The sequence below is a fragment of the Cupriavidus sp. YAF13 genome (assembly GCF_052113425.1).
Taxonomy (GTDB): domain Bacteria; phylum Pseudomonadota; class Gammaproteobacteria; order Burkholderiales; family Burkholderiaceae; genus Cupriavidus.
This window is the reverse complement of record NZ_JBFRDD010000012.1, coordinates 26179-41123: the sequence shown is the minus strand read 5'-3', so window position 1 is coordinate 41123 and position 14945 is coordinate 26179. Positions and strand designations below refer to the sequence as shown.

Annotated in this window: 13 protein-coding genes; 5 read left to right on the top strand and 8 right to left on the bottom strand. The window is 64.7% G+C overall.

Features of this window, described 5'->3' with window-relative positions:
• Positions 1 to 57: 57 nt before the first annotated feature.
• The 4 genes from AB4061_RS12430 to AB4061_RS12415 are packed head-to-tail and all read right to left on the bottom strand — an operon-like array spanning position 58 to position 3153.
• Positions 58 to 369, bottom strand: a complete 312-nt coding sequence (locus AB4061_RS12430; protein ID WP_441634093.1) for a non-heme iron oxygenase ferredoxin subunit — start codon at positions 367 to 369, stop codon at positions 58 to 60.
• Positions 370 to 391: 22 nt separating this feature from the next.
• Positions 392 to 865, bottom strand: a complete 474-nt coding sequence (locus AB4061_RS12425) for an aromatic-ring-hydroxylating dioxygenase subunit beta (protein WP_441634091.1) — start codon at positions 863 to 865, stop codon at positions 392 to 394.
• A 3-nt stretch (positions 866 to 868) separates the two neighbouring features.
• On the bottom strand, positions 869 to 2125 hold the full coding sequence (locus AB4061_RS12420; RefSeq protein ID WP_441634089.1) for an aromatic ring-hydroxylating dioxygenase subunit alpha: 1257 nt from the start codon (positions 2123 to 2125) through the stop codon (positions 869 to 871).
• Positions 2126 to 2166: 41 nt separating this feature from the next.
• Positions 2167 to 3153, bottom strand: a complete 987-nt coding sequence (locus AB4061_RS12415) for a 2Fe-2S iron-sulfur cluster-binding protein (RefSeq protein WP_441634087.1) — start codon at positions 3151 to 3153, stop codon at positions 2167 to 2169.
• Between the two features lie 144 nt (positions 3154 to 3297).
• On the opposite strand from AB4061_RS12415, the gene AB4061_RS12410 reads away from it, so the two are divergent.
• Positions 3298 to 4200, top strand: coding sequence for a LysR family transcriptional regulator (locus AB4061_RS12410; RefSeq protein WP_441634085.1), 903 nt, complete (start codon positions 3298 to 3300; stop codon positions 4198 to 4200).
• A gap of 21 nt (positions 4201 to 4221) precedes the next feature.
• Here AB4061_RS12410 and AB4061_RS12405 read toward each other — a convergent pair whose 3' ends face one another.
• Positions 4222 to 5115, bottom strand: coding sequence for a LysR substrate-binding domain-containing protein (locus tag AB4061_RS12405; RefSeq protein ID WP_441634083.1), 894 nt, complete (start codon positions 5113 to 5115; stop codon positions 4222 to 4224).
• Between the two features lie 118 nt (positions 5116 to 5233).
• Between AB4061_RS12405 and AB4061_RS12400 the strand changes: the two genes are divergently transcribed.
• The 4 genes from AB4061_RS12400 to AB4061_RS12385 are packed head-to-tail and all read left to right on the top strand — an operon-like array spanning position 5234 to position 9901.
• On the top strand, positions 5234 to 7333 hold the full coding sequence (locus tag AB4061_RS12400; RefSeq protein WP_441634081.1) for an FUSC family protein: 2100 nt from the start codon (positions 5234 to 5236) through the stop codon (positions 7331 to 7333).
• Entirely contained in the window at positions 7327 to 7539 is a 213-nt protein-coding gene (locus AB4061_RS12395) for a DUF1656 domain-containing protein (RefSeq protein WP_441634079.1), read from the top strand. Before AB4061_RS12400 ends, AB4061_RS12395 begins: the two co-directional genes overlap by 7 nt.
• Complete coding sequence (locus tag AB4061_RS12390) at positions 7536 to 8453, top strand: efflux RND transporter periplasmic adaptor subunit (protein WP_441634077.1); 918 nt, start codon at positions 7536 to 7538, stop codon at positions 8451 to 8453. The genes AB4061_RS12395 and AB4061_RS12390 overlap by 4 nt, the downstream gene beginning before the upstream one ends.
• Positions 8450 to 9901 carry an efflux transporter outer membrane subunit gene (locus AB4061_RS12385; protein WP_441634075.1) on the top strand — a complete coding sequence of 484 codons (1452 nt, stop codon included), beginning with the start codon at positions 8450 to 8452 and terminating at the stop codon, positions 9899 to 9901. The genes AB4061_RS12390 and AB4061_RS12385 overlap by 4 nt, the downstream gene beginning before the upstream one ends.
• A 245-nt stretch (positions 9902 to 10146) precedes the next feature.
• Here AB4061_RS12385 and AB4061_RS12380 read toward each other — a convergent pair whose 3' ends face one another.
• From AB4061_RS12380 to AB4061_RS12370, 3 genes are all read right to left on the bottom strand, one after another.
• Positions 10147 to 10806 carry a response regulator gene (locus AB4061_RS12380; protein WP_441634073.1) on the bottom strand — a complete coding sequence of 220 codons (660 nt, stop codon included), beginning with the start codon at positions 10804 to 10806 and terminating at the stop codon, positions 10147 to 10149.
• Complete coding sequence (locus AB4061_RS12375; protein WP_441634071.1) at positions 10793 to 12457, bottom strand: MASE1 domain-containing protein; 1665 nt, start codon at positions 12455 to 12457, stop codon at positions 10793 to 10795. Before AB4061_RS12375 ends, AB4061_RS12380 begins: the two co-directional genes overlap by 14 nt.
• Positions 12458 to 13915: 1458 nt before the next feature.
• Entirely contained in the window at positions 13916 to 14842 is a 927-nt protein-coding gene (locus tag AB4061_RS12370; RefSeq protein WP_441634070.1) for a LysR family transcriptional regulator, read from the bottom strand.
• Between the last annotated feature and the right edge of the window lie 103 nt (positions 14843 to 14945).

The following is a 14945-nucleotide window of genomic DNA, read 5'->3' as shown; positions in this document are numbered from 1 at the left end:
CTGGCGTTGGTTCTTTTGCGCCGGCGTGCCTGGCGTGGCTCGCCGGCGTCGTCGTGCCTACAGCGCCACGAACACCGCGCCGTTCTCCACCTTCACGCTATACGCCTGGATATCGCTGGTCAGCGGCTCGCACATCGCCCGTCCGGTGCGCACGTCGAACTTGCCTTGGTGCAGCGGGCACTCGATCTCGTGCCCGTCCAGGAAGCCGTCGCACAGACGCGCGTTGCCATGGCTGCAAGCGTTGTCCGTGGCATAGATTTCGTCGCCCACGCTGTACAGCGCGATTTCCTTGCCGAGTGCGTTGACCGCCACGACATCGTCCTTGGGGATTGCCACCAGCGGGATCACTTGGGTCCATTGCTTCGACATGGTTTGCCTCAAATCTCAATATTCAAATCGGGTAGATGATCGAGTTGGCGATCATCTCGCTGTCGAACACGCATAGCCGGGACTCGAACTTCAGCCCGTGCTCCGTGCGCCGGATCACATCGATATAGCGGCCCACGTTGTACACGGTGGATTGCCCATCCGGCTTGGTGCGAAAGACCGCGTAGCTGGCCTCGGCGTCGATCCGCTCCGCGTCGGTCTTCAGGATGCGCGGTATGCCGACCACATGGCGCTGGTAGTACGGATCGTGGAAGATGGTCTCGGTCGCGCCATAGATGCGGTCCTTGAGCATGCCGCGGCTCTCGAAGGAGAGCGTGGCAAGCGGGAGACCGGCTTCGTGGTTCTCGCGCGGCTGGAGCTTGTAGACGCAGGCCTCGGTGAAGAAGCCGGGCCATTTGTCCCATTCGTTGTTGTCCAGCGCGGCAGCGTAGTCCGCGTACAGCGCCAGCACCTGCGTGTAGGTTTCGAAGTCGAGCATGTCTCAGGCCTCCATCACGCGGCGCCAGTAGTTGTACATCCCGCGGATCAGTGTCTCGGTCACCATGTGGTCCGTATCGCCGATCTCGCGCCCGCCGAGTTCCGCCACCGTCCGGTGGAACGGCTTTTGCTCGAAGCCTTGCTGGGAGAACTCGATCACTTCGCCGTCGTCGGCCGAGACAAAGCCGGCCGGGCCGAACAGGTTGGCCTGGCGCAGGCGGCGCCGGGTCATGTCGGCATCGTCGCCCTCGAAGCCGAAGTGCGTCCACACGAAGTTGAACGAGCCGTGGCCGGTGGGCTGGATATGCCGCGTCGACACGGAGTTGACCTGCTGCTGGATGATGACGCTGGGGAACAGCGTCATCATCACCGCCGTGGGCTCTCCCCACCAGGGTTCCTGCACCACATCGAGGAAGCGGTCGTCGTGCAGGCTCATCTGCTCCTTGAAGCTGGACACGCCGCTGGTGACATCGCCCTTGCCGCCCTGGCCGCGCGTGGAGATCATCGCCGCGTGGCGGAAGTGCTCGTCCATCTTGAGCGCCGACTTGTTGTCGGCGCGCCAGAGCCCGAAGGTCACGAACCACGTGTGCAGCAACCCCGGGTGATATGGGTCTTTGATGTTCTCCTGCATCAGCTTCCAGTTGCCGGGAATCTGCTGGCGGCTATAGCCGAGGATGGTCAGCTTGCGGCCGTCGAAGACACGGTCGAAGTAGGCCAGGATGGTCGGGCCGAGATAGTCCTCCAGCGCCGGCACCTCATGGTCGAACGAGGCGAAGATCACGCCGTTGCGGCGCGCCACCTTGAGCTTGGTCAGGCCGTGCGCCTTCGGGTCGAAGTCGGCGGGCATGCCGCCATTGACCTTGCCGTCGAGCTTGACGCCGCGCCGGAACGGCACGCCAACGAGGTTGCCCTTGAGGTCGTAGTTCCACTGGTGATAGGGGCAGGTGAAGTCCTTGCGGTTGCCGGAGCGCTCGCGGCAGAACTGCACGCCGCGATGCGCGCAGACGTTCTCCACCACGTAGATCTCGCCATCCGCCGTGCGGCTGGCAATGACCGAGCGCTCGCCGATGGCGGTGCGCTTGAAGTCGCCGGCGTTCGGGATTTCCGCTTCGAGCCCGATATAGCACCAGTGGCCAGCGTAGAAGAAGCGCTCCAGCTCCTGCCGGTAGACGTCGTCATCGGTATAGGCCCAGAAGGGGATCCGGCTGGAGCCTTCGTCCTTCCATTCCTTCTTCTTGAATACAACAGCTTGCTCGCGCATGGTTTGTCTCCGCGATGTTCGTGATGTGGGGACGCAACGGGTCAGACGCCGCTGGCGTGGAAGGCGTCGGCATGGATGTGGTCGGGGTCCATGCCTCTTTGGCGGAGCAGGATGGAGGCGGCGTCGACCATGACCGGGGCGCCCGCCAGGTAGGCGCGCCAGCCCTGCATGTGGGCCCAGTCGTCGGCCACCGCCTTGGTCACCACGCCGCCCCGGTAGCCGTTGCCGTCGCCGGCCGATGCCACCACCACGTGCACATGCATTGCGGCATGGCGCGCCTGCAGCTCGCGCAGCCATTCCAGGCCATAGAGGTCGGCATGCGTGCGAACGCCAAAATAAACGTGCACCTCGTTGCGCATGCCGCCGTCGAGCATGCCGCGCAGGATCGACAGGATCGGGGCCAGCCCGGTGCCGCCCGCGATGCACACCACGGGCCCGTCGAACTTGCGCCGCAGGTACGCCGTGCCCAGCGGGCCGCTGACGCGGATGGCATCGCCAACCTTGAGTTCCGACGCCACATAGGACGTCACGCGCCCGCCGGGCACCAGCCGGATATGGAATTCGAGCTCGCCCGCGCCGTGCGCCACCGCCATCGAGTAAGGCCGGATATGGCGCGGCGTGAACTGCAGCGTGGCGTACTGTCCCGGCGAGAAGTCGAGCGGCTTGGGAATCGCCACGCGGACCCGCTTGATGTCATGGGTCAGGTCGTCCAGAGCGGTCACGGTGCCCTTGAGGATCCTGGCGGGATGCACCACGACCTCGTCGAGTTCCGGGATCTCGATCGCGCAGCTCTCTACCAGCGYGGTCTGGCACGCCAGCACCGACTGGCCGGCGGCCATGGGCGCGCGCGAATCCTCGGGGCCGCTCGCCTGGGTGCGGCCGGCCAGGACCTTGCAGCGGCAGGTGCCACAGCGTCCCGCCATGCAGCTATACGAGATGGGTACCTGGTTGGCCCGCAGCACGTCCAGCAGGTTGTCGCCGGCTTGCGCGTGCAGCGTTCTGTCCAGCGGGTGGATGGATACTTCCATGGGGGGGCGTCTCCAACTAGTTCTACCTGGCATCCGTTTGCCGTTTGCCGTTTGCCGATGGGCGTATGTTGGCGCCGCAGGTAGAATTAATAAATAGAAGGAAGGTGATACGTCATATCACTCTAAGTGATAAAGGGGTCTGAGATGGAGCTGCGGGAGATCGACCTGAACCTGCTGGTCGTGTTCAATGAACTGCTGCGCCTGAGGCGGGTGTCCGCCGTGGCCGAAGCGCTGGGCACTTCGCAGCCGGCCATCAGCAACGCGCTCAATCGCCTGCGCAAGCTGCTGGGCGACGAGCTATTCCTGCGCACCGCCAAGGGCATGGTGCCCACGCCGTTCGCGGAGAACCTGGCGGAGCCGATCGGTTATGCGCTCGGCGCCATCCACAACACGCTCAATGCGCAGTCCGTGTTCGAGCCGGCCACCAGCGCGCGCGGCTTCACCATCGCCATGACGGATATCGGCGAGATCTATTTCCTGCCCGACCTGATGAAGCGGCTGTCCGAGGTGGCGCCCGGCGTGACCATCAGCACGGTGCGCAACCATACGGTGAACTTGCGCGAGGAAATGGAAAGCGGCCGCGTGGACCTGGCGATCGGCTTCATGCCGGACCTCAAGGCCGGCTTCTTCCAGCGGCGGCTGTTCCGCCAGCGCTACGTCTGCCTGTTCCGCCAGGGCCATCCCCTGGCCCGCGAGGGCATGACCCTCAAGTCGTTTGGCAGTGCCGAGCACGTAGCGATCGTCGCGGCAGGCACCGGGCACAGCATGGTGGACGAAGTGATCCAGCGCGCCGGCGTGCCGCGCCAGGTCCGCCTGCACGTCCCGCACTTCGTGGCTGTGGGCCATATCCTGCAGACGACCGACCTGATCGCGGTGGTGCCGCAGGCCTATGCCGAGCGCACGTTAAAGCCCTTCGGGCTGGAGACGGCGCCGTGCCCGGTGAAGATTCCCGATATCGTGATCAACGTGCTCTGGCATGCCAAGAACAATCGGGAGCCGGCCAACCAATGGTTGCGGCAGTTGGTGTTTGAGGCGTTTTCGAGGTAGTGGCGTGGATACGTACGTTTGTCACGCCCCCAGCACTTCCTCGCAGACCGAAAACCACGCCCGCGCCGCATGCGATAGGTAGCGGCCGGGCGACCAGATATGGGCGAGCGCCCAGTCCATGGCTGGCTCCGTGAGCCGTGCCACGGCGAGCTTGTCGCGGATATCGAGCTTGTCCAGCAGTGGTTGCGGCAGGAAGGTGGTGCCCAGCCCGGCCGCGGCCATCGAGGCGAGGAAGTCCCAGTGCCCGCTTTGCGCCACGATGCGGGGCTCAAGCCGGGCGTCGAGAAAGGCCTGCCGCAGCTTGCGGGTCAGGGAGAAGTCTTCAGTCAGCATCAGCAGGGGCTCGTCGCGCAGCGCGGCCAAGGTAACGGTCTTGCCCTTGGCCCAGCTGGCCTTGCGGGGGCCCGCGACCCAGATCGGGTATTTGGCGAACTCACGTGTGGCCAGTTCCAGGCCGCTGTCCCGGGGCAGTACGGTAGCGCCGACTTCGAGTTCGCCATTGGCCACTTGCTGCTCCACCATATGGCCGCCGTGTTCGGCCAGGCTGAGCTCCAGGTTCGGATAGCGCTGGCGGAAGGCGCTGACGGCCGGCGAGAAGAACAGGTTGGCCATGGGCGGGATTCCCACGGTCAGCTGGCCACGGCCTAGCGACGAGAGATCGGCCACTTCCAGCGTAAGCCGGTGCACCACGCCAAGCGCTTCCTGCCCGCGCTCGTAGACCACGCGCCCCACGTCGGTCAGCCGCACCTGCTTGCCTTCGCGGATCAGCAGTGGCTGGCCGATCTCGTCTTCCAGTTGCCGCACCATCTTGCTGATGGTGGATTGCGTGACGAACAGGGACGTCGCCGCCTGGGTGAAGCTCTTCAGGCGAACGGTTTCAACGAAGTAGCGCAGCGCGCGGATATCGATGGGCATTGGCCACTTCCTTTGCCATGAAAAAAGCGAATGTGATTTGTAATTTTAAATCATGCCAGGAATGTCCGCCAGTTGGCTACACTTCGGGCCTACGCTCTTTCCAATGGATATTCGCGTCATGGCTAGCTGGCCCAGCGCACGACAGTGGCTCTTTTCACTGAAGGCGTTTGCCGCCTCGATGCTGGCACTTTATATCGCGCTCGCGCTAGGTTTGCCCCGCCCTTACTGGGCCATGGCAACCGTCTATTTTGTTTCTCACCCGCTGACTGGCGCCACCCGCTCCAAGGCCGCTTATCGCGTGGCGGGCACGGTGCTGGGCGCGACGGCAGCGGTGGTCACGGTGCCGTTGCTGGTCAACGCGCCGGTGTTGCTGATGGCCGCGATCGCCCTGTGGACGGGGGGCTTGCTCTACTTCTCGCTGTTGCAGCGCACGCCGCGCAGCTATGTCTTCCTGCTGGCCGCCTATACGCTGCCGATCGTGGCGCTGCCGTCTGTCAGCGAGCCGGCACAAGTCTTCGACATTGCCGTGGCGCGCATCGAGGAGATTGTCATCGGCATCTTGTGCGCCGGCATGGTGGGCGCCATCGTCTTTCCGGCCAAGGTAGCGCCCGCGCTGCGCGCCCGCTCCGCCACCTGGCTGGCCGACGCGGCACTGTGGGCCACCGACATGCTGTCCGCAGAGCCTGACGCCAATGCCACGCGCCACGGCAGCCGCCACCGGCTGGCCGCCGACATCCTCGCGCTGGACCAGCTCATCACCCAGCTCTCCTACGACACGGAAAGCGCGCATACGCTGCGCCACGCCCGCGCCTTGCGCGAGCGCATGACGATGCTGCTGCCCGTGCTGTCGTCGCTGGCCGGCGTGCTGCAGGCATTGCGGCGCCACGCCGAGGGCATACCGGATAGCCTGGCGCGCCATATGGCCGCCATGTCCGCGTGGATTCGCGCGGGCTTCGACGGCCCGGCGCCTGCGCCGGAGCCGGAAGCGGGCCCGTGGGCGGACTATGCGCGCGCGCCGGGCTGGCATGGCGGGCTGGTCGCCACCGCCAACGATCAGTTGCGCACGCTGGCCGCGCTGTGCGAAGACTGCCACGCCCTGCAGCATGGCATTGGCGATCAGGCGGCCAGCGCCGCCGCGCCCTCCGTGCGCGCGCTTGGGCGCGGCGCCGAGCGCGCGGGCCGGGCGCATCACCACGATCACGCGATGCTGCTGTTCTATGCCTGCTCCACCAGCCTGGCGGTGTTTTGCGCGGGCATGCTGTGGATCGCCTCGGGATGGGAGGACGGCGCGGGATCGGTTGCGGTGGCGTCCATCGCCTGCTGCTTCTTTGCCACCATCGAGGAGCCCCGGCCGGTCGCGCATTCGTTCTTGCGCTGGAGCGGATTCTGTTTTGCCGTATCGTCGTTCTACCTGTTCCTGGTGGTGCCGAACGCGCACAACTTCGAAACCCTGGTAGGCATGCTGGCGTTGCCCTACATGGGCATCGGCATGCTGATATCGCGGCCCGGCTTCAACCTGATCGCCATGCTGCTGTCGGTCAATACGGCGTCGTTCGCCAATGTGCAGAGCGTCTACGACACGAATTTCCTGACCACCTTCAACGGCAGCCTGGCCAGCATCGGCGGCATGCTGTTCGCGCCTTTATGGGCCATGGCGACGCGGCCGTTCGGCGCGCGCGTGGCGGCGCACCGGCTGATCCGCGCGAGCTGGAAGGATCTCGCGCAAGCCGCCACGCGGCGCGAGCCGGGCGAGCACGCCAGGCTCGGGGGCCGCATGCTGGACCGGCTCAGCCAGCTGGTGCCAAGGCTTGCGGCCAGCGACGACCAGATGGCCTCGGATGGCTTTGCCGAGCTGCAGGTCGGGTTTGGCGCGCTGGCGCTGCAGCGCAGCCTGCCCGGGCTGCGCCCGGCCGCGCGCCGCGCCGTGGCCAGGGTGCTCAACGCGGTTGCCTTGCATTTCCGCGCGCGCCTGAAGGCCGGCCACGCAATGGCGCCGCCGGATGCGCTATCCGAGCGGATCGACAAGGCGCTGCGCGAGGTGGCCATGCAAAGCGGCGCATCGCAAAGTCCCGGCGAGCATGCGTGCAGTGCACTGGGTGCGCTGATTGCATTGCGGGTCACGCTATACCCGGCACACACGCTGCCGCAAGCCGCGGCGCCGCAGGTGCAGCCGTTGCGGGCCGTGCCCCTCCCGTTACGCGCGGAGCCCCGATGCTAAGCGCGGAGATCGATCTCTACGGCGTCTTCGTGCCCGGCTTGCTGGCGTTGATGCTCCTCACCTTCGCCATCACCGCCTGCCTGCGCGCAGCCCTTGCGCGCGCAGGCTTTTACCGGCTGGTCTGGCACCGGTCGCTTTTCAATCTGGCTCTTTACGTCATCGTGCTGGGTGGCGTGGCCGCCATGGCCCGCTGGCTGCAATCATGAAATTCAAATTCCGTTTGCTGGTCCCCGTGATGCTGACCCTGCTGGCCACCGTGGCCGCGCTCTCTGTCGGCAAGCATCTGTGGGATTACTACACCGTGGCGCCATGGACGCGCGACGGCCACGTGCGGGCCGACGTGGTGCAGGTCGCACCGGATGTCTCGGGGCTGGTGACGCAGATACTCGTCAAGGACAACCAGCGCGTGCGGCGCGGGCAGGTGCTGTTCGTGATCGACCAGGACCGCTACCAGCTGGCGTTGCAGCAGGCCATGGCGAGTGCCGCCGCGCAGCGCGCCACGCTGGCGCAGGCGCGCCGGGAGGCCGCCCGCAGCCACGCCTTGTCCGACGTGGTCGCCACCGAGGTGGTGGAAGAAGGGCAGGCGCGGGTGCAGCAGGGCGAGGCGGCGCTGGCGCAGGCGGAGGCGGCGGTCGCGCTGGCCAAGCTCAACCTTGCCCGCACCCGGGTGGCCAGCCCCGTCGATGGCGTTCTCAACGACCGCCTGCCGCGCCTGGGCGACTATGTGACTTTGGGCCGGCCGGTGCTGTCGATGGTTGACCTGAACTCCTTCCACGTCGAAGGCTATTTCGAGGAAACCAAGCTGGGGGGCATCCGCATTGGCAACCCGGTCTCCGTGCGCATCATGGGCGAGCGCACGATCCTGCATGGCCACGTGCAGAGCATCGCCGCCGGCATCGAGGACCGCGACCGCAGCAATGGCGCCAACCTGTTGCCCAATGTGAACCCCACGTTCAACTGGGTGCGGCTGGCGCAGCGTGTGCCGGTGCGCATCGTGCTGGACGACGTGCCGGCGGATGTGCGGCTGGTGTCGGGCCGCACGGCGACGGTCTCCGTGGCGCAGCCGCGCAAGACCATTGCCGTGCTGCGCGACGAGGCCGTGGAGGAGAGCACACAATGAGCAAGCTCTGCCTTGCCCTGCTGCCAGCCCTGGGCCCGTTGCTGTTCGCCTGTACCACCGTGGGCCCTGACTACCACGTGCCGGAGCAGGCGGCCGTGCGTGCGCCCGAGGCCAACGGCCCCTTGCTCGGCACGGACGGCCCGGCCGTCTCGGTGGCGCCGGTCCCGGACGATTGGTGGCGCCTGTACGACGACCCCAAGCTCGACGCCCTGGTGCAGCAGGCGCTCAGCGCCAATACCAGCCTGCGCGTGGCCGCCGCCAACCTGCGCCGGGCCGTGGCGATCTACCACGAGGTGGAAGCGGAGAACCTGCCGCAGGCGGCCTTCTCCGCCAAGGCCGAACGCGCGCAGATCGCGGGCGAGAGCTTCCTGCTCAAGGAGAAGGTGCCGGTCTTCAACCTGGGCGACGTCGGGTTCTCGGTGTCGTACCTGGTTGACTTCTTCGGCAAGCTGGCCCGCGCCGACGAGGCCGCGCTGGCCAGCGCGCAGGCAAGCCAGGCCGCGCTGGACATGGCGCGCGTGAGCGTGGTCGCGCAAACCGTGCGGGCCTATGTGCAGGGTTGCGCCGCCACGCACGAGCTGGCGGTGGCGGAGCAGCAGCTCGCGCTGCAGACGCGCGGCGTGGAGATTGCCGGCAAGATGGTGGCCGCCGGCCGTGGCCAGCCTGCCGACATGCTGCGCGCCCGCGCGCAGGCCGAGACCCTGCGCGCGGCGTTGCCGCGCTTCAAGGCGGAGAAGGAGGGCGCTGCTTACCGGCTCGCCGTCATGCTGGGCCAGCCGCCGGCAGCGCTGCCGCAAGCCGCATCCGAATGTCATGAGGAGCCGACGCTGCGCCAGGCGATGCCTGTCGGCGACGGTGCCGCACTACTCAAGCGCCGCCCCGATATCCGCCAGGCGGAACGCGAGCTGGCAGCGGCCACGGCGAAGATCGGCGTGGCCACCGCCGATCTCTACCCCTCGGTCCGCATCGGGGCGTCGGCCGGCCTGAGCGGCATCCTGAGCGATCTCGGCACCGGCCCGACCGCGCATTGGGGCATGGGCCCGCTGATCACCTGGAACCTGCCCACCAATGGCGTGCGCCCGCGCATCCACGGCATGGAAGCCGGCGCGGACGCGGCACTCGCCCGCTTCGACGGCGTGGTGCTCAAGGCGCTGGAGGAGACCCAGAGTGCGCTCAGCGCCTACACGCGCGAGCTGGAGCGCAACCAGTCCTTGCGCGTGGCGCGCGACGACGCCAACGAGGTCGCCCGCCAGCACCGGCTGCTGTACCAGTCCGGCCGCGTGCCATATTTGTCCAGCCTGGATGCCGACCGCACGCTGGCCGGGGCCGAGGCGGCACTGGCGGCGTCGGACAGCCAGGTGGCCCTCAACCAGATCAACCTGTTCCTGGCGCTGGGCGGCGGCTGGCAGAACAGCCCGAAGGTGGCGGAGCGTGCCCGGATAGAATAGGGTTTCGCAGATCCCCGTTCCTGGCTGCGCGCTCGGGCCCGCAGAAGCAGTGCGCCGAGACGCGGGATGAGCCAATCCAGTTCGTCTTCCGGCAGCCAGCCCTTTTGCGGCACGGAAATGCGAACTCTCCGCAGAATCCGATCGGTCGAGTGCTCGGGATACTTAGCGGAATCCTTCATTTACTGGAACATTTACCCGAACAAAGCTCAGTCAGCGCGTTTCCATACGATTTTCAGGGCTCCACCCTAATGGCTCTCGATCCACTGAATGGCGAAGCGCATCAGCTCCTTGCCGCTAGGAATATTCAGCTTTTCCTTAATGTTGGCCTGATGTGCCTCGATGGTCTTGACGCTCCGACTCAGTTTCTCGGCGATCTCGCGGGTGCTGAAACCGAGTCCGATCAGGTGCAGGACCTCGAACTCCCGTTCTGAAAGGCTCGCGATTGAGCCCGCCGGAATTTTCTGGGGAACCGTCAGAGTCCGCGCCAACTTTTCATGCATTGCGGCGCTCAGGTAGATATTGCCCGCCAGCACCTCGCGGATGGCGTTCATAATATGCTCCGTGGCCTCGAGTTTCATCAGGTACCCGTTTGCTCCCGCCCGCAGCGCGCGTTCGGCAAACTGGGTTTCGTCATGCATGCTGAGGATGAGGATGGCCAGCTTTGGATAGTGTTGCCGGAGCGTCTTGACAAGATCCAGGCCGGAGTTCGAGTGCAGACTGAGGTCCACGATGGCCATATCAGGCTGGCAGGCCATCACCGCCAAGGCGTCTTCGGCACTGCCGGCCGCACAGCAGACGTGCAGATCCTCATGCAGATTCAGCAAGTGTGTTAACCCCTCCCGGATGATGGGGTGGTCATCCACAATCAGGATCTGAGTCACGCCGCCCAGGCTAGATGGCTTCATGTCCCGGACTCTCTGGTATTGGATAACTGATGGCAACCGTGGTGCCACCCAACGCATTGCGGGTGACCATGCAAGAGCCGCCCAGGAGGCTCGCGCGGTGGCGCAGGTTGTGAAGTCCCAGGCCCGAAGCACGCTCCATTTGTTCCAGGTCAACCCCCATCCCGTCGTCACTGATGGAAAGCCTCTGCATGCCGCCTTCGCGCTCCAGGTCGATCCAAATGTGGCGGCCCTGGCTGTATTTCAGCGCGTTATTGACGGCTTCCTGTGCCGCACGGTAAAGGTTGATCTGCATCGGCGGATCCAGTAAGTCCACATTTGACTCGATGCGGAGCGTGCAACCTATGCCATTGAGCGCGCGGGTCGTCTGTGCCAGCCCTTGCAAGGCGACCATGAGGCCACCAGCCTCCATGGCGACCGGGTCCAGGCCATGGGCAATCTTGCGAGTCATCAAGGACGCCTGCTTCACCAATTCGACGATGGTAGCCGCCTTCGCGGCGGCTGGGTGGCTATGCGTCTGTAGTTCTTGATTCAAGGTGGCACAGTAAAAGCCCAAGCTAGTGAGGTGCTGCCCGAGGCCGTCATGCAGTTCTCGGCCGATGAGTCTCTGCTGCTGATCGCCGATCCGGATCAGTTCTGCTTCCAGCAGACGACGTCGCGCCATCTCCTGCTTCAGTTCATGGTTCGCTAGCTCCGAGTCTTTGGTTCGCTCTTGCACGCGCCGTTCCAACTCGGCATGGGATGCCAGCAGGAGGCTATGGATGCGCTTTTCCTGAGCATGCGCCGCCACCAGCAGCAGTCCGGTTACTGCCACGACATTCGCGAAGGCGCACCATCTCACGAGGCTATCCACCGGAGATTCGGCGGCAAAGGGACCGGTGCCGTTCGTGGTGCCCCAGATGGCCACGATTGAGACCAGCAAGGTTGAGAGGCTGGTACCCAAGTGATCGAAGCGCAGAGCCGCCCAGATAATGAACGGAAAGACCGCCAAGGCTGCCGGATAGTAGCTGTGCCCTGCAAGTTCGGTGGCGCCGAAGATGACGTAACTCACCCAGAAGATCGCAACGGTCAGTCCGCACGCTTCCACGGTCTGCTTTGCGGAGCGGATCGGGCTTGGATACGTGAGCAAGCTGAGCAGCGGCGGGGCTACCACGAGCACCCCCAGCATGTCACCGAGCCACCATTTCAGAAAGGCAGCGCCGTAATCGGCGACTGACACCAAGCCCCCTCCGAAGAGGGCAGTCGCACCGATCAGCGCACTCACTGCCGTGCTGGCCGTCGCAGCCAGGATGACGAAAGCTAACACGTCCTTGATGCGGCCCAGGGTGATCTGGAATTGGGCTACCCGCTTTAACAATAATGTCGCCGTCAAGGCTGCAGCTGTCGCGCCGAGGCCAATCACCGCGGCCACTGGTAGGGGCACGCCCACCGACATGTTGGCCAAGACGGAGCCAATGGCAATTCCAGGGGCAACTGCGAAGCCCATAACGAGCAGCGCAACGAGGGCGATGCCGCTGGAAGGCCATACCAGAGACACTGCACCGCCCACCACCGCATAGGTAAGTCCCAGCTTTGCACCTGCGTAGTACGCCAATGCGACAGATCCGGTGTGAACGAAGAGGCTAAGCTTCGAGTTGCGCTGAATGATGAACATGGTTCGCTTCAAATTCTGGGGACAGCCCCTGCCACATCCAGTCATCCTCTCGTTAGCCGCAATGACAGTACGCTTGCGGACGTTGGTATCCGATGCACCTGTGGCAAATCACGAGCTTGCACCGAGCCGGTGCCAGGCGAGTGCTGCGAATCCATGGTGCCGCGGGATTACTATGAATCTACGTCAGAACTCCTCTGTGCGGTAAGGGTGGCCGACGGATTCGATGAGCTATACCGCCCGGGTTGAACGCCAGGTTCCGTCGAATGCGACCTTGTCGGGCCGGGTTTCGAGTCTTCGGCCAGAATCCGGACGCAGTCGGTCCTTGGCACCTGGCTGCGGCCGATGACGCATCATCCGCAGATTGCTCAGGCCAGATAGCGTATGCAGTTGCGCGTGGGCGAACAGGTCGCTCTCCTCGCCGTGCCGCAATGCACGCGCTTGCGTGACATCGCCAACCTTGGCAGCCGTGCCCAATCCCTGCCATCCAATAGGGCAATCCCCTAGCCTCTTTTCGGAAAAGGACCTTATTCATAAGCATACCGGCAGGACATACATTGGAGGCGTACAAAACTGCGGCGCTGAAGCGAAGAGTATTCGTTTCGGTGTTTTTGCAACCACCTGAAAAGGAGTTGAAGAAAATGGTAAAGACAATCTTACTGCTCGCTGCGGCGGGTGCGGCGCTTGGCGCCGGAGTAGCCTATGCCGGTAACGGGGCGCGAGATGTATACACCGACGGCGCTAGCGCGATGGGGCCGCGCGACCCATATTCAGATGGGGGAAGGAGCACAAAGTTTGACGTCTATTCGGATGGAGCGAGAGTTACAGATAGACGAGACACGTTCACCGATGGTGCGAGAATCACCAACCGCGATGGACTGGTTGAGGGCAGCCTGTAAGGAACGACAGAATGGTCGGCAATTGAATACGTGGTCGGCGCTCAGCGTCCACAGCCACAAACCAAGCACCTCCCCCGAGGAACAGCCTCGGGGGATTTTTTTGCAGCAGCCGCCCCGCCGGAGACAGGTCAAACCAGCAGGCCGCTGCCACTTGAAGGGGCGGCAGCGTTTGCGGCGTGCCTACTTCGTCAGTTACCGCACCAAGCTGTTACAGGACTGAAACAGATTGTGCGGTGAGCCAAGCCACTTGCGCCAAGAAGCCCTGACAATTCTGATTTCTGATTCTTCCTTGGGGGCGCGCAAATCTTGCAGGCCATGTGCGACGCGCTGCAGGTGGTGCCGGACACCTGGATGTCGCGTCGGCGAAGATGTGCGAGTTCGAAGAGAACGCGTAGTAGCGACCACTACCGTGATGGCTGACAAACCGTCTCGCATGCCGAAAGGCCCATGATTTCAGGATTTTCTCGCGCAACGACGCCAAAAGCTGATGGTTTTGACGATCTGTATTCCTCCGGGGCAGGCAGAGCGCAGGATCAGCGAGGCACACTGAGTGGCCGCGGCCCTATGGCTTGCCGCGTGCCTGCTTTGCCTTGGTGCCGGTGACGTGCCGGACCGATTCGATAAAGCGCTGCACGCGCGGCGAGCGGTGCGTCGCCGAATATACAAACTCGATATTGACTCCATCGGTCAAGTCGGCCAGCGCGATGAACGCGATGGTGGGTGGCGCGTGCAGCTGTGAGCTGGCGGGCACCAGCGCGCAGCCCATGCCGGCGGCGACCAGCCCCAGGATGGTTGGCGTGTCGGTGCCGATCTGGACGATATGCGGCGTGAACCCGGCCTTGGCGCACGCCGCAATCAGCAGGCTGTGCTGCGCGCTCGACTTCTCGCGGTTGAACCACACAAAGCGCTCGCCGGCGATGTCGGCCAACCGCCGCGCGCGCTTCGCCGGTGCGACATGCTGCGCCGGCACCGCCAGCACAAAGCGCTCGCGGTACAGGGCGATGCCGCTCAGGCTGGCATCGTCCGGCGTGCGCCAGGCCATGATGCCGCCGTCCAGTTCTTCGCCGCGGATCGCCTGTGCCTGCTGCAATGACAACAGCGGCTCGATGGAGAGCAGGATCGCCGGATTGTGCTCGCGGAAGTGCGCAAGAATCGCCAGCGTCACCGGCGAGGCCAGGTAGCTGGGCATGATGCCGAGCGCAAAGGAGCCGGTCTGGCCTTGTGCTATGCGATGGGCCCGGTCGCGTGCCTGTTCCAGCTGCAGTAGCGACTGCTTCGCATCGTGCAGGAAGCTGGTGCCGGCATCGGTGAGTTGCACGCCCTTGGCATGCCGCTCGAACAACGGGGCGCCGATCACCCCCTCCAGATCCTGGATCTGCCGCGACAAGGCCGGCTGCGTGATGTTCAGCGCCCGCGATGCCGCAATGATGCTGCCTTCTTCCGCGACAGCGATGAAGTAGCGCAAGTGCCGCGTTTCGATGTTTCGCATGCTCTGCCGGTTGCCCTCTGAATGTTGCTATGCCTTGTAAGTATAGCTTTCGGGATTGATAGGCATTTGACCGCATAGGCGGCAGGCTTCTACCATTCCAGGT